Origin of the sequence: Pseudarthrobacter sp. N5 (genome assembly GCF_050157035.1) — a bacterium.
GTDB lineage: Bacteria > Actinomycetota > Actinomycetes > Actinomycetales > Micrococcaceae > Arthrobacter.
Genome location: NZ_CP189593.1, coordinates 1,475,794 through 1,498,420 on the forward strand (window position 1 = coordinate 1,475,794; position 22,627 = coordinate 1,498,420).

The 22,627-nt window shown below is 64.0% G+C and carries 19 protein-coding genes; 13 read left to right on the forward strand and 6 right to left on the reverse strand.

Going from position 1 to position 22,627, the window contains the following annotated elements; genetic code table 11:
* Both purE and ACQCST_RS07335 read right to left on the reverse strand, forming a co-directional pair.
* Entirely contained in the window at positions 1 to 588 is a 588-nt protein-coding gene (gene purE / locus ACQCST_RS07330) for a 5-(carboxyamino)imidazole ribonucleotide mutase (RefSeq protein ID WP_426998622.1), read from the reverse strand.
* Positions 585 to 1,781, reverse strand: a complete 1,197-nt coding sequence (locus ACQCST_RS07335) for a 5-(carboxyamino)imidazole ribonucleotide synthase (protein ID WP_426998623.1) — start codon at positions 1,779 to 1,781, stop codon at positions 585 to 587. The genes purE and ACQCST_RS07335 overlap by 4 nt, the downstream gene beginning before the upstream one ends.
* Positions 1,782 to 1,961: 180 nt before the next feature.
* On the opposite strand from ACQCST_RS07335, the gene ACQCST_RS07340 reads away from it, so the two are divergent.
* On the forward strand, positions 1,962 to 2,519 hold the full coding sequence (locus tag ACQCST_RS07340; protein WP_426998624.1) for a GtrA family protein: 558 nt from the start codon (positions 1,962 to 1,964) through the stop codon (positions 2,517 to 2,519).
* 76 nt (positions 2,520 to 2,595) lie between these two features.
* On the opposite strand, the gene ACQCST_RS07345 is transcribed toward ACQCST_RS07340, so the two are convergent.
* On the reverse strand, positions 2,596 to 3,294 hold the full coding sequence (locus ACQCST_RS07345; protein ID WP_426998625.1) for a TIGR03089 family protein: 699 nt from the start codon (positions 3,292 to 3,294) through the stop codon (positions 2,596 to 2,598).
* 370 nt (positions 3,295 to 3,664) lie between these two features.
* Between ACQCST_RS07345 and ACQCST_RS07350 the strand changes: the two genes are divergently transcribed.
* From ACQCST_RS07350 to ACQCST_RS07360, 3 genes are read left to right on the forward strand one after another with little or no spacing between them, the layout of a single operon-like run.
* On the forward strand, positions 3,665 to 4,210 hold the full coding sequence (locus tag ACQCST_RS07350; protein ID WP_426998626.1) for a WhiB family transcriptional regulator: 546 nt from the start codon (positions 3,665 to 3,667) through the stop codon (positions 4,208 to 4,210).
* A 29-nt stretch (positions 4,211 to 4,239) separates the two neighbouring features.
* On the forward strand, positions 4,240 to 7,563 hold the full coding sequence (locus ACQCST_RS07355) for a glycosyltransferase family 2 protein (protein WP_426998627.1): 3,324 nt from the start codon (positions 4,240 to 4,242) through the stop codon (positions 7,561 to 7,563).
* Positions 7,556 to 9,325: a DUF5719 family protein gene (locus ACQCST_RS07360; protein ID WP_426998628.1), complete on the forward strand. Its 1,770-nt coding sequence runs from the start codon at positions 7,556 to 7,558 to the stop codon at positions 9,323 to 9,325. Before ACQCST_RS07355 ends, ACQCST_RS07360 begins: the two co-directional genes overlap by 8 nt.
* Positions 9,326 to 9,379: 54 nt before the next feature.
* Here ACQCST_RS07360 and ACQCST_RS07365 read toward each other — a convergent pair whose 3' ends face one another.
* Positions 9,380 to 9,895 (reverse strand): metallopeptidase family protein, encoded by a 516-nt coding sequence (locus ACQCST_RS07365; RefSeq protein WP_426998629.1) that lies wholly within the window; start codon positions 9,893 to 9,895, stop codon positions 9,380 to 9,382.
* A gap of 119 nt (positions 9,896 to 10,014) precedes the next feature.
* On the opposite strand from ACQCST_RS07365, the gene ACQCST_RS07370 reads away from it, so the two are divergent.
* From ACQCST_RS07370 to ACQCST_RS07390, 5 genes are all read left to right on the forward strand, one after another.
* Positions 10,015 to 10,404, forward strand: a complete 390-nt coding sequence (locus ACQCST_RS07370; RefSeq protein WP_426998630.1) for a DUF3499 domain-containing protein — start codon at positions 10,015 to 10,017, stop codon at positions 10,402 to 10,404.
* Between the two features lie 78 nt (positions 10,405 to 10,482).
* A complete protein-coding gene (locus tag ACQCST_RS07375; protein WP_426998631.1) occupies positions 10,483 to 10,725 on the forward strand; it encodes a Trm112 family protein in 243 nt (80 codons plus the stop codon).
* Positions 10,726 to 10,786: 61 nt separating this feature from the next.
* Entirely contained in the window at positions 10,787 to 12,265 is a 1,479-nt protein-coding gene (gene ahcY, locus ACQCST_RS07380; RefSeq protein WP_426998632.1) for an adenosylhomocysteinase, read from the forward strand.
* A 69-nt stretch (positions 12,266 to 12,334) separates the two neighbouring features.
* Positions 12,335 to 13,573 carry an Ig-like domain-containing protein gene (locus ACQCST_RS07385; protein WP_426998633.1) on the forward strand — a complete coding sequence of 413 codons (1,239 nt, stop codon included), beginning with the start codon at positions 12,335 to 12,337 and terminating at the stop codon, positions 13,571 to 13,573.
* A 95-nt stretch (positions 13,574 to 13,668) separates the two neighbouring features.
* A complete protein-coding gene (locus ACQCST_RS07390; protein ID WP_426998634.1) occupies positions 13,669 to 14,901 on the forward strand; it encodes an Ig-like domain-containing protein in 1,233 nt (410 codons plus the stop codon).
* 53 nt (positions 14,902 to 14,954) lie between these two features.
* Here ACQCST_RS07390 and ACQCST_RS07395 read toward each other — a convergent pair whose 3' ends face one another.
* On the reverse strand, positions 14,955 to 15,755 hold the full coding sequence (locus ACQCST_RS07395) for an RDD family protein (protein WP_426998635.1): 801 nt from the start codon (positions 15,753 to 15,755) through the stop codon (positions 14,955 to 14,957).
* Between the two features lie 95 nt (positions 15,756 to 15,850).
* On the opposite strand from ACQCST_RS07395, the gene ACQCST_RS07400 reads away from it, so the two are divergent.
* Together ACQCST_RS07400 and ACQCST_RS07405 are read left to right on the forward strand one after the other, a co-directional pair.
* Entirely contained in the window at positions 15,851 to 16,843 is a 993-nt protein-coding gene (locus tag ACQCST_RS07400) for a stage II sporulation protein M (RefSeq protein WP_426998636.1), read from the forward strand.
* A 124-nt stretch (positions 16,844 to 16,967) separates the two neighbouring features.
* A complete protein-coding gene (locus tag ACQCST_RS07405; RefSeq protein ID WP_426998637.1) occupies positions 16,968 to 18,170 on the forward strand; it encodes a TIGR01906 family membrane protein in 1,203 nt (400 codons plus the stop codon).
* A 3-nt stretch (positions 18,171 to 18,173) separates the two neighbouring features.
* On the opposite strand, the gene ACQCST_RS07410 is transcribed toward ACQCST_RS07405, so the two are convergent.
* On the reverse strand, positions 18,174 to 19,874 hold the full coding sequence (locus ACQCST_RS07410; protein WP_426998638.1) for a dolichyl-phosphate-mannose--protein mannosyltransferase: 1,701 nt from the start codon (positions 19,872 to 19,874) through the stop codon (positions 18,174 to 18,176).
* Positions 19,875 to 19,984: 110 nt separating this feature from the next.
* Between ACQCST_RS07410 and rsmI the strand changes: the two genes are divergently transcribed.
* Positions 19,985 to 20,851 (forward strand): 16S rRNA (cytidine(1402)-2'-O)-methyltransferase, encoded by an 867-nt coding sequence (gene rsmI, locus ACQCST_RS07415; protein ID WP_426998639.1) that lies wholly within the window; start codon positions 19,985 to 19,987, stop codon positions 20,849 to 20,851.
* A 261-nt stretch (positions 20,852 to 21,112) separates the two neighbouring features.
* Positions 21,113 to 22,612 (forward strand): NAD-dependent succinate-semialdehyde dehydrogenase, encoded by a 1,500-nt coding sequence (locus ACQCST_RS07420; protein ID WP_426998640.1) that lies wholly within the window; start codon positions 21,113 to 21,115, stop codon positions 22,610 to 22,612.
* The last annotated feature ends 15 nt before the right edge of the window (positions 22,613 to 22,627 follow it).

A 22,627-nucleotide genomic window follows, 5' to 3' on the forward strand; every position in this document is an offset into this window, starting at 1 on the left:
CTAACGGCTGCCCCGGAGAACGACGTTTCCGTCGGAGAAGACTTCACTGACCTTCTGACGGAGGTTGGCTCCCTTTCGGGTGGCGACGTCGTTGAGCTCCTGGGCGAATTCAAGCAGATCGGCACGCAGCCCGGCGGCGAGATCATCGGTCCCGGAGGCCAGAATCCGCACCGCGAGCAAGCCTGCATTCCGGGCTCCGGCAATGGACACGGTGGCCACCGGTACACCGGCCGGCATCTGAACGATTGACAGCAGGGAGTCCATACCGTCGAGCGTCTTCAGCGGCACGGGAACGCCGATGACAGGAAGCGGAGTGACCGAGGCGAGCATTCCTGGCAGGTGAGCTGCACCGCCGGCACCGGCGATGATGACACGCAGCCCGCGCTGGTGGGCCGTCTGGCCGTAGCTGATCATTTCCGTGGGCATACGGTGCGCGGACACGACGTCCGCTTCAAACGGGATGCCGAACTCCGCAAGGGCGTCGGCGGCGGCTTCCATGACCGGCCAGTCGGAGTCGGACCCCATCACCAGTCCGACGATCGGGCGGGCAGCGGCCCCGGTGGTGCCTGTGGTTGTTTCGGGGCTCATGCGTTCTCCTCGGAAGTCCCTGGGGGTGTTTCGGCCGGAATCCGGCCGTCCCTGATGATGTTGGCAACCCTGGTGGCGCGGTGCCGGAGTGAAGCCGCATCTGCCGCCGATGTACCCACCAGATTGACGTGGCCGATTTTCCTGCCCGGCCGGACTTCCTTGCCATAGCAGTGGATCTTCGCCGCGGGCTCGCTGGCTAGGGCCGTGGGATAAGCGGAGAAAAGGTCCTGGTTGTCTCCTCCCAGGAAGTTTTTCATGACCACGATCGGGCCAAGCACATCCGTGGCGCCGAGCGGCAGGTTCAGTACGGCCCGCAGGTGCTGCTCAAACTGGCTGGTGACCGAGCCGTCCTGGGTCCAGTGTCCGGTGTTGTGAGGACGCATGGCGAGTTCATTGATCAGGAACCCGGCACCCACACCGGGTGTTTCAAAGAGTTCCACGGCCATAACGCCTGTGACTCCGAGCTCGTTGGCGATCCGCAGGGCGGCGTCCTCGGCCGCTGCTGCAACTTCCACCGGAATGTCCTGCGCCGGAGCGATGACTTCATCGCAGACCCCGTCCACCTGGATGGTGTGTACAACGGGCCAGGCGCGTGATTCGCCGTCGGGTGTGCGGGCCACGAGGGCCGAGAGTTCCCGGCTGAACGCAATCTTGGCCTCTGCCAGCAGCGGGCTCATGGCGTCGAACCAGTCACTGGTCTCAGCCGCTTCCGCAGCGGAGTCCACCATCCGCACGCCTTTGCCGTCATAGCCGCCCCGCGGCATTTTGAGCACCACCGGCCAGCCGGTCGAGTCCCCAAAGCTGACCAGTGCGGCCACGTCAGCTACGGGGGCCCAGACAGGGTTGGGCAGTTCCAGCCGGTCGATTGCGGCACGCATCACCAGTTTGTCCTGGGCATTCACCAGCGCATCGGGGCCGGGCTGAACATTGACCCCCGCCGCCTGCAACGCGCGGAGATGACCGGTGGGCACGTGCTCGTGGTCAAAGGTCATGACGTCGAGCCCTTCGGCGAAGCGGAGCAGGGCGTCCAGATCCCGGTAGTCACCCACCGGCGCCGTGGGCACGGCAGAAACAGCGGAGACGTCCTCACCTTCAGCGAGGACGCGGAGTTCAAAGCCAAGGGCAGTAGCGGCTGGGGCCATCATGCGCGCAAGCTGGCCGCCGCCAACCACACCGATTACAGGAAAAGTCACATGTGCCAGACTACAGAAAAGGTGGCTGGTTACCGGCTTTCGCGCCGCCTCAGGCCTTATTTCGCGTCAATTCCGCTGCCGATCAGCCTCATCCGGGCCGTATTGGGCGAGCTCCCGGGAATCGGGGCTAAAATAAGTCCTTGGCCCAGTGGCCCTAAGTTCAGTCGGCCATGGAGGGTCATGTTTAATACAATCGCAGAGCGTATCCGGGGGCTTGCCTCGCTTTTCTGGCGTGAGGTGGCAAAGTTCGGTGCGGTGGGCGGTGTCGCGTTTGTCATAGACAACGGACTGACCTATTACCTGATGCACGGTCCTATGACCGACAGCGAGGCCAAGGCCCGTTTCGTAGGCGCAACGGTCGCCACAATATTTTCATGGATCGCGAACCGGTTGTGGACCTTCCGCCACCGCCGCCAGGACAACGTGCTGCGCGAGCTCATGATGTTCATCCTCATCAACGGAATCGGAATAGGCATTTCAACGGGCTTCACGGCCCTGGCCAAGTACTCCTTCGGAGTCACTGACAAGAACATGCTCTTCGCCGCCGGTATCGCCGGCATCCTCGTGGCCACCGTAGTCAGATTCTTCGCCTACAGGTTCCTGGTCTTCAACAAGGAACTGGACGAAGAGCCTGAGTTCTCCCATGACCATGAGCTCATCGAGGTGCACCACGCCGCCAGGGTTGCGGCCGATCCTGAGACGGCAGCCCAGGACACCGAGCTGCCTCGCCAGCCCTAGCTGCGGCGACACCAAAACCGGAACGCCCGACGGCGGACCGCCCCTTCCGCACGCGCACAGAGTTATGTGCGGGGTTCTAGCTCCCCTGGATTCTTTCGGCCGCGAGCAGTTTGTCCGTCAGCTCCACGTCCGGATGGACCAGCACCACTGAACCGCCGTTGTGCCATGCGCCGAGGGCATTGGCCAGGGCCCCTTCGAGGCCATCGGATGCACGGACCAGCAGCCGTGCGCCGGTCTCGTGGCTTGCGGCGAAGCCTTCCAGCAGCACGCTGTGTTCGTGGACTGAACCGTCCCCGGTCCGGACCGCATGGGCAGAGTCGTCGGGAATTCCGTGGGCCATAAAAACGTCACCGTGCGAGCGGACTTCAGAGGCGTAGTCGAGCACGCCGCGGGGAAGCTCACCCGGCCACCGCATGGCAAGGGCCGGCAGCGGAACCGCAATAACGGCGTCGAACCCTCCACCGGAACTTGCTGGCTCGCTCGTCACCAACAGATCGGCTTCGCCGCCGTCGAGCACGAGTTCCAGGCCGAGCTGCCAAGCAGCCAATGCCCAGATCAACGATTTCCAGTGGGCTGGAAGATCGAGCCGCAGGCTCATTCCAGGTTCGGCGTCGAGCTCGTCCTGTAGCAGATTGCTGGTCTTTGCCACCCAGTTGTCCAGTACCCGGCCGGAGAGTTCCACCCGCTCGGCGTCTGGTCCGTACCAGGTCAGGCGCGGGGATGTGGAATTGCCGGAACGCAGGGCTGCCATCAGTTCGCTTGCCGGGATGCTCATGGCTCCATCCTGCCACGCGGCCACGCAGCGTTCCGCGGCCCGTCAATGTGTGATTTGTGACACAGATGGTATGTAACTTCACTTGCGTTAATATCCCTTGGGATGTATTTTCCCCGCCATTCCAATGAATCGGCTTGAAAAAAGGCGAGTCGGCTGCCAGCGCGGCGGAACGCGGCATGCTGCCCGGAAAATTATTCCGGGCGTGGCGTGGCCGGGGATAATCGATCCGATTGATTATTATCGCGTCCGCGGCTTGACTCACCACTACTTACACGCGTGTAATTAGTTATCGAACGCCATTGCGCAGATAAAGGCACACAACCGAGTGCCAACGTATCCAGGCAAGGGCAGCAACATCAGGAGGGACGCCATGGGGCAAGTTGCGCGTATCCATGAAGATGAAGTCGTCGCCGCTCAGGCAACGGCGAAATACCGCTCACGCGGGGTGCCGGGTGACTGGTACGTCGATCCGGCAGATCCGGGTGCTGCAGAGCTCTACAACCAGAACACCAAAGATTCCCTGCAGGACCAGGCCACCGCATTCCTGGCGGCCCATGAAGCACTCCTGGCGGGCCAGCCCGATCAGGACGACGAGCTCCATGATCCACCCATGGAGCTCCAGACGCTCACCGCCGGGACCACGTCCCAGCCGGTGTGGATCGGGCTGCCTTTCGAGCGGGACTTCGATGATGAAGGCGAACTCGGCTGGCAGACGGATGCGCTGTGTGCGCAGACCGACCCGGAAGCCTTCTTCCCTGAGAAGGGCGGCTCCACCCGGGATGCCAAAAAGGTCTGTGGCGCCTGCAACGTACGTTCGCAGTGCCTGGAATACGCCCTGGCGAACGACGAACGATTTGGAATTTGGGGAGGCCTCTCCGAGCGTGAGCGCCGTCGGCTGAGGAAGCGAGCGATCTAATTCTTCAGGAAGTACACGTTACCGCCGTTGTGGTTTCCCATAACGGCGGTAACTATCTCCCCAGGGCCCTTGCTGCGTTGGCGGATCAGACGCGGCCGGCGGATGCCCATATCGGGGTGGATACCGGCTCGCGTGATAATTCCGCAGCCCTCCTCGAAAGGGCATTCGGCGCAGCCAATGTCACCGCTTTCAGCCACCCCAGGACCGGCATGGGCGGAGCCATCAAGGCGGCCCTTGCTGCCCTTGCACCTTGGCAACCCGAATCAGGCAGCGCCGCCACAGAGTGGATCTGGTTGCTGCACGATGACGCGGCCCCCGCACCTGATGCGCTGGCCGAACTGCTTTATGCAGTCGAACGGGCCCCATCCGTTACCGTCGCCGGATGCAAGCAGCTCGACTGGGATGCAAAGCGGCGCCTGATCGACGTCGGCCTTTCCACCAGTCGCTGGGCCGAACGCCTCACACTGATCGACGCAGACGAACTCGATCAGGGCCAATATGATGGCCGCAGCGACACCTTCGCGGTCAACTCCGCCGGAATGCTGGTCCGTCGTGACCTATGGGAGTCGCTGAAGGGCTTTGACCCTGCCCTCAGCGGCACCGGGGATGACGTGGACTTCTGCTGGCGCAACCGCTTGGCAGGGCACCGGGTTGTGGTGGTTCCCGACGCCCGGATGTTCCACGTGGCCCACCGGCCGAACGGTCTTGCCAATGCATCCGCCGCACGGAAGGCCCAAGTCTATCTTCGGCTCAAGCATGCCCCGCTCTGGAAAGTCCCCGTGCACGCTGTGGGCGCCTTCCTGGGCAGCATCTTTAAGCTCATTCTCAGCATTGCGGTCAAGGATCCGGGGCATGGGGTCTCGCAGCTACTGGCCACCCTGGTGGCCCTCGGACGTCCGGCTGCTGTGGTCCGCGGACGGCGTACGGCCGCCAGAAGCCGCAGGATCCGCCGTTCAGTGATCAAAGGGTTGCAGACACCCCGCCGTGAAGTCTGGCACCATCGGCGTTCCCTCATTGAGGCGCTCGGAGCGGACAGCTCCGGAGACACCCGCGGAACTGATCCCCTTGCCGAGCAGCCAACAGGTGATTCGAGCGACGATTTTGCCGCGCTGACCACCAACGAACGTGGTTGGGTGGGCAACGGGGCACTGGCGGCCGTCATTGTCGCTGCTGCGGCATCCCTGATCGGGCTGTTCAGCCTGTTCCGGGCTGATGCCGTCACCGGGGGAGCACTGCTGCCCGTTTCAACTGCCCTGGATGACATCTGGCACCACGCCTCCAGTTGGTGGATCAGCCTGGGTGCTGGACTGCCCGGCCGTGGAGATCCTTTCGGCTACGTACTGTGGGTGCTCGGGCTGCTGGGAGGCGGGGATGCCAACGGCGCCATGGCCTGGCTGCTGCTGCTGGCCATGCCAATGTCCGGGATCGGTGCCTGGTTTGCTGCTGGCGCGCTGACATCGCGGCGCAGGTTCAGAATGGTTGCCGCCCTTGTCTGGGCCGCCGCTCCTGCCCTGCAGATCGCCTTGAACCAGGGACGCGTCGGGGCACTGCTGGTGCACATCATGATGCCGCTCCTGGTCCTTGCGCTGCTCCGGGCCACCGGCACGGCAATCGGGCAGGGCCGGTTCGCCCCGCTGGCCCCGGGTGAGAGACGATTCACCGAAAAGCCACCGGCCAAGCCTGGCGTCAATGGGATGCCGTCGTGGACTGCCGCTGCCGCTGCCGGACTCGCACTGGCGATTGTCACGGCCGCGGCGCCCTCGCTGCTGGTGCCGTCCGTGATCGTCATCGTCCTCTCCGGCCTGCTGCTGGGGCGGAGGGGCCGGACGGTGTGGTGGGCACTGTTTCCCACCGCCGCGCTTTTTGTTCCCTTTGGGCTCTCCACCCTGGAACGGCCGCGGGCACTCCTTGCGGATCCCGGAGTGCCTTTGGGTTTTGAGGCTTCCCCTTTGTGGCAGCAGATCTTGGGCCAGCCGCTGCTCTTTGATGCCGGCGGAGGCCTGGCCGGATTGCCGGCGTTCAGCGGTCCGGGTGTTCCCTGGGCACTGATGCTGGCATTGCTGCTGGGCGCGCCGGTGCTGCTGCTGGCTGCGGCTGCACTTTTTGTTCCCGGGAAGCGGACGGGTGTGTCCCGGGCGCTTTGGATAGCTGCGTTGATCATGTTGGCTGGTAGCTGGGTGTCCGGTCACATCGCCACAGGGGTCAACGGCACAACGTTGGTGACACCGTTCACGGGACCGTCCGTTTCGGCTGCCGCGTTCGCTCTTCTCGGCGCTGCCATGATCGGTGCCGAACGCCTGCTGGCGCCCGTCAACAGGTCGACGGCGATGCCGGGGCGGACCATGGTTTTCCGCTCGGCTTCGATTCTCGTTGTGGTGCTGCTGCTCGCCGGACCGCTTGCCGGATTGAGTACTTGGGCCGCAGGCAACCTGCGTCAGCCCAATGCTGTTCCGCCGGCCGAGGCTGGTGGCGGGCACGCGCTGGGAACGCCAAGGCTGATCCAAGCCGCTCACCCGCGCACGCTGCCGGCCACAGCCATCGACCGCGGCGAGGGGCCCGAACAGACACGCACGCTGCTGATTAATACGAGCGAAAACGGAACTTTCGAGGCATCCCTGATGCGCGGTGCCGGGACGACACTGGACGGTCTCTCAGCCATCGCTGCCGCCCGGAATATCATCGGTCAGTCCGGCAACGAGTCCGTCCGGGACGACGACGACGTCACGGCGGCTCTGCGTAGCGTCGTAGCCACAGTTGTGGCTGGACAGGGCGTGGATCCGCGGCCTGAGCTGGAGCGACTCGGCGCCGGATTCATTGTCCTCAGGGCCTCCGACACTGCCGCGCAGTTGACAGCCAGCCGGATGGACGCTGTGCCCGGGCTTGTGGCTGTGGGGCAGACGGACGTCGGCTGGTTGTGGCGGATTACGCCTCTGAACCAGCCTGTTCTGAAGGCAGCGGACGTTGCCCACCGTGCCAGGATAGTGGACGGTGAAGGCGCCACGATTACTCTCCTGCCGTCCGGCAAAGACAATGCGGACACGTCCGTGCCCCGGGGGCCGGAAGGCCGCCTGGTGGTTTTGGCCGAGCGGGCCGACGCCGGCTGGAACGCATGGCTTGACGGGCGGAAGCTGACGTCCACAACCTCGGGCTGGGCCCAGGCCTTCACCTTGCCTGCGGGGTCTGGGCAGCTCACCATCCGGTACGAAAACCCCTGGGCGATCTGGACCGGAATTGCCCAGATTGCCGTTATCGGACTCACCGTGCTGCTTGCTATTCCCATGCCCGCCCGCCGGCCGAATACCGGCCTGTCCAGGGACGAAGGCTCGCTGCGTAAGGAACACCAGAATGCATAAGGATAAGCACGACGGCGTGACAGCAGCGCCGGCGGCAAAATCACCGGAGGCCACATCACTTGGGGCCAAATCACCAGAGCGGACCACAACCGTGGTGTCCGGGGCTGGCGGATCCGGGGCCATGGAACAAGTCCCCGAGGTGCCGGATATCCATAGCGCCGCCGCCGGAGGCAGTTCCCCCGCCGTTCGAAAAGCATCCCGTGGCGGGGTCTTGGCCGGCGTGATTTCGGCTGTCCTGATTCTTTCCGCCGGGGGAGGAGTGGTGGCGGCAGCTTCGCTCGCACCGCAGTCTGCCGGGAGCCGTCACCTTGATACGCCTCTTGCAGACGTTCCAGCCGGCCGAAGTCTGGGCGTGTGCCCCGGGCCCGCGAGGCTGCTTGAGGGATCCCCGGTAGGGACGGACCCACAGTTCAGCCCGGAGTCGGCAACGGCAAAATCAGCCGTGAGCGCCGCAGTCATCAGCGCCGCCGGCGGTGTGCTTCCCGGTAGCCGGCTGGCCGCGCTCGACGGTACCACCGCCGTCGAAATTGCCAAGAGTCCCGGCGGATCCGTCCCCGCGGCGGGGGCCACCGGGTTGTTGGCGGGCATCGTTTCGCAGCGGGCCGTGGACGCTGTGAGCGTTCTGGGTGCGGATGCCCTGGGCAATCGGGAGGCTTCAGCTGCTGCGGTGATGAGCTATTCGGCCACGGACGGGGACCTCCAAGGGTCTGCCGCCGCCGCTTGCCAGCAGCCGTCCAATGATCTCTGGCTGGTGGGGGCCAACACGGCACTCGGCCGGACATCTGTTCTCAGCCTGATCAACTCCTCCAGCACCCCCGCTACTGTCAGCCTGGAACTCTATGGCCGCAAGGGGCAGATCCACGCGCCGGGCAGCCGAGGGTTGCTGGTTGCGCCCGGTACCACCCGATCGATCGTCCTGGCTGGTCTGGCCCCCGGCGAGGACCAGCTGAGTGTCCATGCACGCAGTGCCGGCGGGCCGGTGGCCGCTGTCATCCAGCAAAGCGTTCTCCGTGGCCTCACGCCGGGTGGGGTTGATTTCATCGCCCCAGGGGTTGCTCCGGCAAGCCGACAGGTGATGACGGGCATTGATATTCAGGACGCTGCCGCCATCAAGACGGCCACAGCCAAGCGGGGCTACGCGGATGCCGGGCCGGCCCTCCAGATCACAGTTCCGGGGCAATCGGACGCCGTTGTGGAAATCAGGCTCTTTGGCAGGGACGGGCAGAAGGCACTGCCGGACGGCGGGGTTGTGACGGCCAAAGCAGGCACTGTGACTGAAGTCCCGCTGGGTGGTGTGCCGGCAGGCCATTACACCGTCTCGGCCAGCTCGGATGTGTCCTTCGTGGCGGCTACCCGCGTCACCCGCGGACTGGCCGACGGCAAAAGCTCAGATCTCGCATGGGCGCGGTCCAGCACCCGGCTGGGCAGCCAGCACGTGGTCCCCGTGCCACAGGGCGGTGAACGGATTTTGATGTTCGGCGCCTTGGACAACCGCGCGACCATCACCTACACAGCCATTACCGCGGACGGACAAATCCGCAAGGCAGCTACCGCCGACATCGCTGGTGGCACCACATCGTCCATCAAAGTCCCGGAGAAAATCGATGATTCCGTGGTCGTGGCCTATCTGGTCTCCGCAGCAGGTGACGCCGCTTACGGTGCACTGTTGCTGGAGCAGGACGGCCGCGAAGACGTCTCGACCCTTGCCATGGCACCTGGCGCCGCCGGACAGGAAAAGGTTGCCGTCACCCTGGGCTACTGATAACGGGCCTGGTCAAGCGCCGCGCTAGTATCGGGTTCAGTGGCGGCGCCGGGTTCAGTAGCGGCGCCGGTACACCGGGTCAAGGGTCTCCGGGGCCACACCGAGCATTTCGGCCGTATGCTCAACCACGACGTCATGCACCAGATCCTGGAGTTCCTCCCGGCTTCCGCAGACCTGTTCCACCACCCTGCGGTACAGCGTGATCACCGGGCCTTCATCCGCGGTTGCCGGAGCGTACTGTCCCATGGGCGCGGTGGTGGCCTCTGCCACAAGCTGCTCCAGCCGAGGGGGGATCTCCTCTACGGCAAACCGGACGCCATCCAGGGTCTTGCCCCAGATATCGTGCAGGCGTTGGGCGGAGTCCAGCACCATGTCATCAAAACGTTCCGCGCGGGTCCGGTAAGCCGGCAGGGTGGGGAGCATCAGTTCTCCACGAAGGCCCCGGCCATGCCTGTTCCGCCGGCGGCGTGCGAAGCTCTTCCCTGCTGGTGCTGAGCCGGCGTCGTCAGCCCGGACGCCGGTGCCAGCCAAGCGGACCGTAAAACCCGGATCATGGTGCGGTGACTGCATATATCGACTCTAAACCCGCCAAAAGGATTGCGCGACAAAATGCGCGCTTCCATCCGCCCCGTGGCGCGACCGGGTCCAATGTCGGGAAGTACTGCAGACTGGGAGTAGTCTGTGATGTCGTGGGTGCAATACGTCAATGTTCGAGATCAGCCTGCCGCGAGTCAGCGGTGGCCACTTTGACGTACGTGTATGCAGACTCCACAGCCGTGCTTGGTCCGCTGGCCACCTATGCCGAGCCACATTGTTACGATTTATGCGCACAGCACGCCGGATCGCTGACAGTTCCCCGTGGCTGGGAAGTACTGCGTTTGGCGATGCCTGCGCATCCGCCGCAGCCGGGCCCGGATGATCTGCTGGCGCTGGCAGACGCGGTCCGCGAAGCCGCGTCGCGGCCTCCTGCAGGGGGCGCATCCCAAGCACCTCGGAGCGTGCGTGCTGCGCTTGAGGCGCCTGCTGTCGCGGAGGGTGCACGCCGAGGCCATCTCAGGGTTCTGCGAGAGCCCTCCTGACCATGTAACTGGCGGTAGGCTGGAAGCTGCAAATCTGTCAGCCACCGGCGCCTGCGCGCCCGTCAGGGAGCTTTCACCATGCCAAAGATCAGTCCTGCACTGTTGTCCGTCCTGCGGTGCCCTGTCACCGGATCAACTCTTGTCCAGGAGGGCGATGAGCTCGTCTCCACGTCGGCAGGGGCAAGCGGTGAAAAGCTGCGCTACGCCATCGAAGACGGCATACCCCTTCTGCTGCCCCCTGAACTTCTGCCGGCGGCCAATGCTGCGGGTTCGGACCAGCACGATTCGCCGGCCCACCCCGCCCCAGCTGAATCGGCCTGAGCGGCTTCCGCCGCCACACCACCCGCAGACCCTCCACACCGGATTAATGCAAAGGATTCACATGACTCTCGACTACAAGGTTGCCGACATCTCCCTGGCTGAAGCAGGCCGCCACCAGATCCGCCTGGCCGAACACGAGATGCCGGGGCTGATGTCCCTCCGGGCGGAGTTTGGTGCAAGCCAGCCGCTGAAGGGTGCCCGTATTGCCGGGTCACTGCACATGACAGTCCAGACCGCAGTACTGATCGAGACGCTCACGGCTCTGGGCGCAGAGGTTCGCTGGGCCTCCTGCAACATTTTCTCCACACAGGACGAGGCCGCGGCCGCCGTTGTTGTGGGAACGGGCACCGTCGAGAACCCCCAGGGAGTTCCGGTGTTCGCCTGGAAGGGCGAAACCCTCGAGGAATACTGGTGGACCGCGGAGCAGACCCTGACCTGGCCGGGCGCCGATGCCAACCCTGAGCTGGGCCCCAATATGATCCTCGACGACGGCGGAGACGCCACCATGCTGGTCCATAGAGGTGTGGAATTCGAAGCTGCCGGCGCGGTGCCATCCGCCGCCCCGGATGAATCCGAGGAAGGGTTGGTCTTCCTCGATGTTGTGGAGGCGTCCCTGGCTGCAGATCCGCAGAAGTGGACCCGCATTTCCTCCCGGATCCTGGGGGTGACCGAGGAAACCACCACCGGTGTGCACCGCCTGTACCAGCTTGCGGAACAGGGAAAACTTCTGTTCCCGGCCATCAACGTGAACGACTCCGTCACCAAGAGCAAGTTCGACAACAAATACGGCATCAGGCACTCCTTGCCCGACGGCATCAACCGTGCCACCGACGTCCTGATGGGCGGAAAAGTGGCTGTTGTCTGCGGCTACGGTGACGTCGGCAAGGGTGCGGCCGAGGCACTACGCGGGCAGGGTTCGCGTGTCGTAGTTACCGAGATCGATCCTATCTGCGCCCTGCAGGCGGCCATGGACGGGTACCGGGTAGCCAAGCTGGACTCCGTGCTCAGCGAGGGCCACATCTTCATCACCACCACCGGCAATAAGGACGTCATCATGGCGGAACATATGGCAGGTATGCGGGACAAGGCGATCGTGGGCAATATCGGGCACTTCGACAACGAAATCGACATGGCCGGCCTCGCCAGGATCCCTGGCATCAGCAAAGTGGAGATCAAGCCCCAGGTACACGAGTGGGTCTTCGACGAAGGCACCGCGGAACAGCGCTCCATCATTGTGCTCTCCGAAGGGCGGCTGCTGAACCTGGGCAATGCCACGGGCCACCCGTCGTTTGTTATGAGCAACTCCTTTGCAAACCAGACCATCGCGCAGATCGAGCTGTTCACGAAGAAGGATCAGCCCGAGGGACAGCGGGAGTACAACAAGCAGGTCTACGTGCTGCCGAAGATCCTTGACGAAAAAGTGGCACGCCTGCACCTTGATGCCCTGGATATTGAACTGACAGAGCTGTCGAAAGACCAGGCCGAGTACCTGGACATTGAGGTCGCGGGACCGTACAAGCCGGAACACTACCGCTACTAGCCGGCCCGAAGCCGTCGGGAGGGGTGCGGCCTTCCGGCGACTTCACCCGGGATGACCTAGAATTAGCCCATGAAGTCTGGGGTTGGGCCGCGCGGCCGGGGTAATGGCACGAAAATGGCGCTTCTGGCTGCGGTGTGTCTGCTGGCGGCTGGCGGTGGCGTTTTTGCCGCCGTTTCGCCGGGGGCCGCCCATGCTTCCCTGGATTCGGAGGCAGGCTCTGCCCTGCGTTCGACCGCAGGACTTGCCGAAGCGGTAGTGGCCCCTGTCCAGCTTGAGGTCTCACCGGCCGACGGCGTCAGACAGGTTAATCCCGCCGCTCCGGTCACGCTCAAAGCGGTCAACGGAACGATCGAGCGGGTGGCACTCACGAGCGCCACCGGTGACGCCGTGGAAGGCACGCTGGGGGCAAACGGGGCAAGCTGGTCCGCCACCGGCCCATTGAAGTTCAATACGGAGTACAAGTACAGTTACGTGACTTCTGATGCGGCCGGCCGTGAGACTACCACCACCCATTCATTCAGCACCGTTTCCGCGTCCAACGAGGCGGACGCGGCCGTGTATCCCCTGGACGGAATGAAAGTCGGGGTGGCTCAGCCGCTCCAGGTAATCTTCAGTGAACCGGTACTGAACCGGGATGCCGTGGAAAAAGCCATCGTGGTCACCTCCACCTCCGGACAGACTGGTGCGTTCCACTGGTTCAGTGACACGATGGTCCGCTACCGGCCGGAGAATTTCTGGACAGCCAACTCCACGGTCACTATGGACATGCAACTGTTCGGCGTGGATCTGGGCAAAGGCCAGATCGGCAATTTCAACAAGAAAATTTCAGTTCACTTCGGCGACAAGAAAGTAGCCGTCGCAGATGCAACTGCGCACACCTTCACCGTAGCCATCAACGACCAGCCCGCAGGCAGTTGGCCGGCGACTATGGGCGATACACGCTTCCCCTCTGCACGCGGCTACCTGGTGTTTATGGAGAAGTACCGGGTGGAACACATGTCGGCTGCATCCATTGGCCTGAAACCCGGGGACCCTGCGTACTACGGTGAGCTCGACGTCAACTTCGCCACCCGGCTAACACCCAGCGGCGAATTCATCCACCAGGCCACTGACTCTGCGATGCCTTACCTGGGAACCCTGAACCTCTCCCACGGGTGTATCGGCATGGGACCGGCCGGGGCGCAATGGGTGTTCGACAACATGACCACCGGCGATGTTGTGCAGGTGGTTAACACTGAGGGGGACTTCGCCAATCACGACGACGGTTATGGCGACTGGAACATCCCGTGGGCACAATACGCCAATTGACGGAGATTACGTAGGCTAAAATTGACCGGTCAGCGGTCGATGCTGAGCACTGCACGGGCCCGCAACGGGCTGTCGGGGGACATGGAGAATCAGTTATGACTGACGTCAATAACCGGAAAACGAGCAAAATCCTTGCCATTGTGGCGATTTGTGCTGCAGTGGCAGCAGGCGGAATCGGTGTTGCAACAGCCCCGGTCTGGGCCAACGCCGCACCACAGTCCGAATCCTCCACGCCCGCGCGCAATGTCTCCGGCCTCGCGGCTCCCGTGGTCAAGGCAGTTGAACTCGGGGTGACACCAACCGACGGCTCAAAGGACGTCAACCCTGCCGTTGCACCGTCGGTCAAGGCTGTCAACGGCGTGCTGAAGGACGTCGTGCTGGCACCGGCGGCAGGAGGCGCCCCGGTCAGCGGTACCATCACCGCCGATGGCTCCACTTGGAGCACCATGGATCCCCTGGAATTCAATACGGAGTACAACTACAGCTTCACGATCGTGGACAAGGCCGGGCGGGAGAACAAAAAATCGCAGACCTTCACTACCGTGGACAAAGCCAACGAAGCCGATGCAGCCGTCTTTCCGAAGGATGGAACCACCGTTGGCTCAGGTCAGCCGATCGAGATTGTCTTCAGTGAGCCGGTCCTGAACAAGGAGGCCATTGAGAAAGCCGTCACAGTTACCGCTTCTTCAGGTCAGCCGGTGGCCTGGCGCTGGTACTCAGATCAGCGTGTGCGGATCCGCCCTGAGACATTCTGGGCGTCCGGCAGCCAGATTACCGTCCATCTCAAGCTGTTCGGACTGGACTTCGGCAAGGGCATGATCGGCAACTTCGATTCAAAGACCACCTTCAAGGCGGGACCGCAACGCGTGGCAGTGGTGGATGACATCACCAAGACCATGAACGTCTACTTTGACGGTCAGCTGGTCAGGACAGCGCCTGTGACGCTGGGCGATGCCGAATGGCTCTCACCCACGGGCTACGCCGTGATCATGGAGCAGGAGCGGCATTCCAGGTTCAACGCAGGCAGCATCGGTCTGAAGCCCGGCGACAAGGGCTACTACCCGCCCCTCACCGTTGAATACGCCAACAGACTGACGTCCTCGGGAGTGTATGTCCATCAGGCACTGGAATCTGCGTGGGGCGCCGTGGGCAGGGTCAATGTTTCGCATGGCTGCGTCGGCCTGCTGCCTGAGGATGCTGCGTGGTTCTTCAACAATATGAAGTCCGGGGACCTCGTCCAGACGCTTAACACGGGTGCGCCAGCCGTTGAAGCGCTTGAGGGATACGGCGACTGGAACATTCCCTGGGCCCAGTACGCAAAGCGCTGACGCTCCCGGCTCGCACCCTGTACCGATGACGGATGCAGTTTTTGTGCAGGCCGCTATGGGCTGAAGGGCAGCCTGTGCAATCGCTCGGCAACAGCGCTGCTTTGCACCCCGGCGCGGACAAGCCGGTCCAGCTCCCGGTTGCGGCGTTCGGCCATGACCGCTGCCAGATAGTCGTCCGGTGTGGTAACCGGAGGCGGAGGCGGGGCAACGTGCCCGGCAACCTCGGTGGCCAGCGCCGCTGCCATCCCGTTACGGGACAGTGCTGACATCCGACCGGCCTGCCTGATGAACTGCGTGGCTCGGCGGGCCGTGGCGTCAGGGATCCGGCCGATGTCCGCGGCCTCCACCCATGTCAGCAGGCAGGGCGGGACAAAGGCGGGGGATGCCCGTTCCACCGGGACCCTGGTGCGCAGGGCATAGGTGCCGGCCATTACGTCGCCCAGACGTCTGGACTTTTCGTTGAAGAGCGCAACGGCAATGGCCAGCCCGCCGAAAGTCAGGTAGATCTCCAAAAAGCCGGTCAGCCCGCGGATGACGGCGTGGCGGAAGCGGATGGCGCCGCCGTCGTCGCGCACTATCCGCAGTCCGGTGGCGAGCTTTCCCAATGAGAGGCCACGTGTAAGGGTCTCCACCGCCACCGGGACGATGACGAAGCAGAAGACCACGCTCAACAGGACCAGCGTCCGGGAGGCAGCTTCGTCAAGTTCCTCGCCTGCAGCTGCTACGGCGAGCAGGAGCAGCGCCAGCAGGACAGCATTCAGCACAACGTCCAGCAGCAGCCCCAAGGCGCGTGCACCGAAGGACGCCGGGCGCAGCTCCAGAACAACTGCCTCGCCTGTGATGATCGAATTCAAGCCGGCCCCCGGTCCCTGGCATGCAACTTTTCGGACGCTCACAGTCTAGTCTCGCCTGACCCGAAAGTTTGGGGGCCGGGGACTAGGCTGGTGCCGTGGACATGGATGCCTTCGCCGACGTCAACAGGGACAAGTGGTCCCGGTTACACGCTTTGGCGCATCAGCGGCGCCTCACCGGCGTAGAAGCCGACGAACTCCTTCGGCTGTACCAGAGCACCTCGGCGCACCTGTCGCTCCTCCGGTCCGTTGCACCTGAAAGCGGGCTGTCAGCCTCGTTGTCAGCCACGCTGGCTCAAGCCCGGACGCGCTTCACCGGCGCGAGGTCGAATGTCATGGATGATCTGGCCAGATTCTTTGTCATTGCCCTCCCCGCGGCTTTATACCGGTTGCGTTGGTTGACCGTAGCGTGCGGGATCGTATTTTGCCTCGTTGGAGGCGCCTATGCGATGTGGATCGGCACCTCGCCGGAAGCCCTGCGGTCCCTTGGATCCGATGCCACCATAAAACGGTATGTGGAGCGGGACTTCATCGACTACTACTCGGAAAATCCGGCCGCATCGTTCGCCGGCGCCGTCTGGACCAACAATGCCTGGATCAGCGCGCAGGCGGTGGCGTTCGGTATTACGGGGATCTGGGTTCCGATGATCCTGTTCAGCAACGCCCAGGGGGTGGGGATCGCCGCCGGCGTCTTCGCCGCGGCGGGCAAATCGGACGTGTTCTACAGCTACATCCTGCCGCATGGACTGATGGAGCTGACGGCCGTGTTCATCGCTTGTGCCGCCGGCCTGCGGATCTTCTGGGCCATGGTTTCGCCGGGTCCCCGGACGAGGGGGAGCGCTGTGGCGGCGGAGGGAAGATCATTGATCACTGTCGCACTTGGGCTGGTACCGGTCCTTTTTGTCTCCGGGCTGGTAGAAGGCTTCGTCACGCCGGGACCGCTGCCGGTGTGGGCCAAAATCAGTATCGGGGCTGCCGTCCTTACAGGCTATTGGGTGTACGTTCTCGTGTGGGGCAGGCGTGCGTACATCGCTGGCCACCGTGGTGACCTTGGTGGACAGGATGCCGGCTACAGTCAAATTGCGGCCTGAATCCGAGCCATATCGGGGTGGCACGTCGCGGTGCCGGAGCGCCGGACGGTAGGCTCATCGGGAGATATGTTGCGTTGCCTGTCCAGGCTGGGGAACGCAGGAAACCTACGGAAGCGAAGCTGCAGTGAACGACAATACTCCGACCCCTTCGAAACGCCCGGAGCCGCAGCTGGACCCGGCCGCGGAATCCGCAACGGAATCCGATGAAGCTGCGTTTGACTGGATGAAGCCAACACGGGCAGGCCGCAAAGGCGCCCCGGAAGACGGACACGCCACATCCCGGCCGGAGGAGGCTGTGGCGGGCGGCGCTCCATCCCAGGTCCCGGGGTCCCGGCGCCCGGTGTCCCAGTCCCCGGCACCGCAGTCCGAATCTGCGCGACAGCCGGAAACGGTGCGCCAGCCGGAAAAGGTGCGGCAGTCAGGCAGCCGGGCAGACCGCAAAGCTGCGGAAGCCGCCGTCGAACCTTCCACCGTGCCCAATGAATCACTTTTCAGTGAACCGCTGCCCACTTCCGCCCTGCAGATCCGGCCGCCGCAGGAGGATGTGGAACGCAGGAACGCGGAACGCGAGAGCGCAGCAAACGCCAAGCCTGCTGGGCCCCGAGTCATGCAGGTTCTCCTGGCCCTCTTCTACCCGGTGATACTCCTGGTCCTTGCTGTCCGCGCCATCACAAGCCCACTGTTCATGTGGGTGGAGTACAACCGGCCGGGTTTCCCGGGCGACGGTTACGGTTTCAGCACTGATGACCGCATGACCTACGGCTCGTATGCCGTGGACTACCTCAGCAACTGGTCTGGCCCAAGGTATCTGGCCGAACTCGTCAACCACAGCGGCGAGAAGCTGTTCAAGGATGGCGAGGTCAGCCACATGGCGGACGTCAAGCTGGTCATTCTGTCCTCCTTCGCCGCGGGCGCACTGATGATCCTGCTCAGCATCGTCGCCATCATCTATCTGCGCCGCCGAAGCAACGGAGGAGTCCGCAGGGGACTCTTCGCGGGCTCGATTGTGACGCTGGTGATCATCTTGGGTCTTGGTGCTTTGGCGGTACTGGGCTGGGAGCAGTTCTTCACCGAATTCCACCGGATCTTCTTCGCCAACGGCACATGGACGTTCACCCTTGAGGACACGCTTATCAGGCTGTTCCCCGGCCAGTTCTGGATTGACGCAGGGATTGGCATCGGGGCATTGGTCATTGTTGCCGCGCTCCTGACGCTGATCCTGACCTGGCCCACGCGCAGGCGTCGCGGTCGGGTCAAGGCAGCGACAGACACCGGCGCCGAAAGCAGCAGTTCTGAAGGCAGCGACTCCGACGCAGCCGCGCCGTAGGGCCTAGATCCAGGAGGGCATCCACATTCTTAAGTGCCAGTCCTGGTACGGGATGATGTCTGCAGTCCAGACCGGGTAGAAGAAGGCCGACAGCAGCACTGCGCTCGCCACAAACAGCGCCACGAAGTACAGGCCGGAGCGGCGGCGCCACAGGGGGTGCTCTTTCCTGCCCAGCACCAACCCCAGGCAATATACGAGGGCCAGCACAAGGAACGGCTCGAAGGAGACTGCGTAGAAGAAGAAAGTGGTCCGCTCCGGATACATGAACCATGGCAGATAGCCCGAGCCCACTGCTGCCAGGACGGCGCCGGCGCGCCAGTCGCGGCGTCCGGCCCACCAGAACAGCAGGATCAACAAAGAGACTGCAGCGCTCCACCAGATCAGCGGGTTCCCCACCGACAGGATGGCAGAGGTGCAGCTGGAGATGTCGCAGCCGGGTGTGCCCGTTTTGGGTGATTCATAGAAGAAGGACGTGGGGCGGCCCATGACCAGCCAGCTCCACGCGCTTGCTTCATAGGGGTGATCGGCGCTGAGGCCCTGATGGAACTTGTAGGCCTCCAGATGATAGTGCACCAGGGACCGCAGCACGTTCGGCAGCCAGCCCCATTCCGCCGAGGGATTGGTGTCGGCCCAGTGCCGGAAGTAGGCGTCCTTCGAGCGGAACCACCCTGTCCACGTCGCGGCATAGACCACGGCGGCAACGGGAACAATACTCAGGAACGCCAACAGCCCGTCTTTGATGATGCCGCCACTGATCCAGCCCCGGATCCCGGCGATCCGGCGGGCGCTGAGATCCCAGAAAACAGTCATCAGCCCGAACCCGGCGAGGAAAAACAGTGCCGACCATTTGGTGCCGACCGCCAGGCCCAGGCACACGCCGGCTGCGATCCGCCACCACCTGATACCAAGCCATGGTCCGGCGAGCAGCTGGCCTGCCGACGGCCGGCCGCTCAGTGACGCGGATGCCAGTGCGCTGAGCCGCAGCGCCAGCCGGCGGCGGCCGTCGTCCCGGTCCATCAGCAGGGCACCGAAGGCAGCCAGGATCCAGAACATCAGGAAGATGTCCAGCAGCGATGTCCGGGACATCACCAGATGGTGTCCGTCCACAGCCAGCAGCAGGCCGGCTGCGGCGCCCAGGGTCAGGGAGCGGAAGAGCTTTTGTGCAATCAGGGCGATCAGCAGGATGGACAGTGTTCCCGTCAGCGCGGCAGCGAACCGCCACCCGAAGGGGTTGTCGGCTCCGAACAGCCACATTCCACCCGCAATCATCCACTTGCCCACGGGAGGATGAACCACATATTCGGGGGCGTCCAGCAGCACGCCCGGGTTTCCGGCGTTGAATGAATCGTTCGCTTTGTCAGGCCAGTTCCGCTCGTATCCGCTCGTCAGGAAGGAATAGCCGTCCTTGACGTAATAGGTCTCGTCGAACACCAGGCTGTGCGGTGCGTCGAGGCGGACGAATCGGAGGATGCCGCCGATGGCGGCAGTAAGGACGGGGATCAGCCAGAACCACAACCGCAGTGTGGGCGGATAGTCCCGCCAGCTGCGGACGGATCCGATCAGCCGGTCTTTAAGCGCATCAGCTGTGAACGCCGCCTCGGGGCGGCTGATCCAGCCGCGGCCCGTCAGATGGCGCCCCGCGCCGGTGGAGGCCGGGGAAGTGGCTGATCCGGCCTCGACGGGCCGCACGGAGGTCTGCGTCACGTGCCCATGGTACCTTTTGCTGCTGCGACAGCCTGCCAGCGTAGTCTGGTGCTGTGGACCACGAACCAAGCACCTCCCCGATCAGCAGCCCAGAAAATGAGACTAGGAACGTGGTGGCAGCTCTCTCAGCGCCCGTGGCCGGCGGCCCGGGCAGGATTGTGCTGGCGGCCACTCCCATCGGAAACGCCGGAGATGCATCGGCGCGGCTCATTGAGCTGCTGACTACTGCGGACATCGTTGCCGCCGAGGACACCCGGCGGTTGCACCGCCTGGTACAGAACCTGGGTGTGACCGTGGCCGGCCGGGTGATCAGCTACCACGAGCACAACGAGGCCACCAAAACCGCGGAACTGCTGGACCACGTCCGTGCCGGGAAAACCATAGTGATGGTGACCGACGCGGGGATGCCGGCGGTTTCAGACCCCGGCTTCCGCCTCGTGGAAGGAGCAGTTGCGGCGGGGCTCACCGTCACAGCAGCGCCCGGGCCATCCGCTGTCCTGACCGCGCTGGCCCTTTCCGGGCTGCCGACGGACCGGTTCTGCTTCGAGGGGTTCCTGCCCAGGAAGGCAGGGGAACGCTCGTCGCGGCTGGCGGACCTGGATTCCGAGCGCCGGACCATGGTGTTCTTCGAAGCGCCGCACCGCCTGGAATCCATGCTGCGGGCGGTCCGGGAACGGTTCGGCCCGGACCGGCGGGCTGCCGTATGCCGCGAGCTGACCAAGACGTATGAGGAAGTCATCCGCGGTTCACTGAGCGAGCTGCTTGTATGGGCGGAGGCAAACGAGATCCGGGGTGAAATCGCAGTGGTGGTGGGCGGTGCGCCGGAACAGGCCCCCGGAACACCGGAGGACCATGTGGCGGCCGTCAACGAGCTGCTGGGGCAGGGGATCAGGCTAAAGGAAGCGGTGGCGGCCGTGGCTGAGGAAGCCCGTGTCAGTAAGAGGGAGCTGTATTCGGCGGTGCTCGCGGCGAGGTGAACGCCAAGCGGGACTCCCGGCTAGCGGCATGGTCACAGTCGCGCGTCAGCGGCGGCCAACGCTGTTGTGATGCTGTGCACCTGCACAGCATCACGGGCAAGGCATAGTGCGCATCTTCGTAGACACCTGCGAGATCCGGGCAGTACCGTGGCACTGAAGCAGCCAAGCCAAAAATCCGGCCCGTGAATCGGCGGACCGCCCGTACTTGCTGCACAAACCTGAAACCAACCCTGAAACCGAATTGCTGACGAGGGAGTCATCGTGTCCGTAACCGCACAGACCACTTTTACCGCAGAGCGCGAAAGCGAGCTGCTGGCCTCTGTTCCCACAGGGCTGCTCATCAATGGTGAGTGGCGCCCTTCAGCGTCGGGCAAGACTTTCGACGTCGAAGACCCGTCCACCGGCAAGGTGCTGTTGAGCATCGCGGACGCGTCCGCCGTGGACGGGGCGGCAGCTTTGGACGCCGCTGTGGCGGCACAGGATTCCTGGGCGAAGGTCCCGGCCCGTGAGCGCGGGGAGATCCTGCGCCGCGCCTTTGAGCTGGTCACGGAGCGGGCCGAGGACTTCGCGCTGCTGATGACAATGGAGATGGGCAAGCCGCTGGCCGAGGCCCGGGGCGAAGTGGCCTACGGCGCGGAGTTCCTGCGCTGGTTCTCCGAAGAGGCCGTTCGCGCCTTCGGCCGCTACTCGGTGTCCCCGGACGGCAAGTCCCGGCTGCTGGTGACCAAGAAGCCGGTGGGTCCTTGCCTGCTCATCACCCCGTGGAACTTCCCGCTCGCCATGGCCACCCGCAAGATCGCCCCGGCCGTCGCGGCCGGCTGCACCATGGTGCTCAAGTCAGCGAACCTGACTCCTCTGACGTCCCAGCTTTTCGCCTCGGTCATGCAGGAAGCCGGGCTGCCGGCCGGAGTCCTGAACGTCATCCCTACCTCAACCGCCGGCGTAACCACCGGGCCGCTGATCAAAGATGCGCGGCTGCGCAAGCTCTCGTTCACCGGTTCCACCGAAGTCGGACGACGGCTGCTTTCGGACGCCTCCGACGTGGTGCTGCGGACCTCCATGGAACTCGGTGGGAACGCTCCGTTCGTGGTGTTCGAGGACGCTGACGTCGACGCAGCCGTGGCCGGTGCCATGCTGGCGAAAATGAGGAATATGGGCGAGGCCTGCACTGCCGCGAACCGTTTTATCGTGCACGAGTCCGTGGCGGCGGAGTTCGCCGCAAAGTTCGCCGCAAAGATGGCTGAGATGACCACGGCCCGTGGTACCGAAGCGCATTCCAAGGTGGGCCCGCTGATCGATGCGAAGAGCCGGGACAAGGTCCACGAACTGGTCACGGATGCGGTAGCCGCGGGTGCGGTAGTGGTGGTGGGCGGCGCTCCAGTGGATGGTCCGGGCTACTTCTACCAGCCCACTCTCCTGACGGGCGTGCGCGAAGGGACCCGGATCCTGTCCGAAGAGATCTTCGGCCCCGTGGCCCCGATCATCACGTTCGGGACCGAGGACGAGGCCGTGCGGCTGGCAAACAACACCGAATACGGTCTGGTGGCATATGTGTTCACCAAGGACCTGAACCGCGGCATCCGGATGGGGGAGCGCCTAGAGACCGGCATGCTGGGCCTGAACGCCGGTGTCGTCTCCAACGCCGCGGCTCCGTTCGGAGGCGTCAAGCAATCCGGCCTGGGACGCGAAGGCGGCCTCGAGGGCATCGAGGAATACCTGTACACCCAGTACATCGGCATCGCTGACCCCTACGCCGGGTAGTCGCCAGCCGGCGCC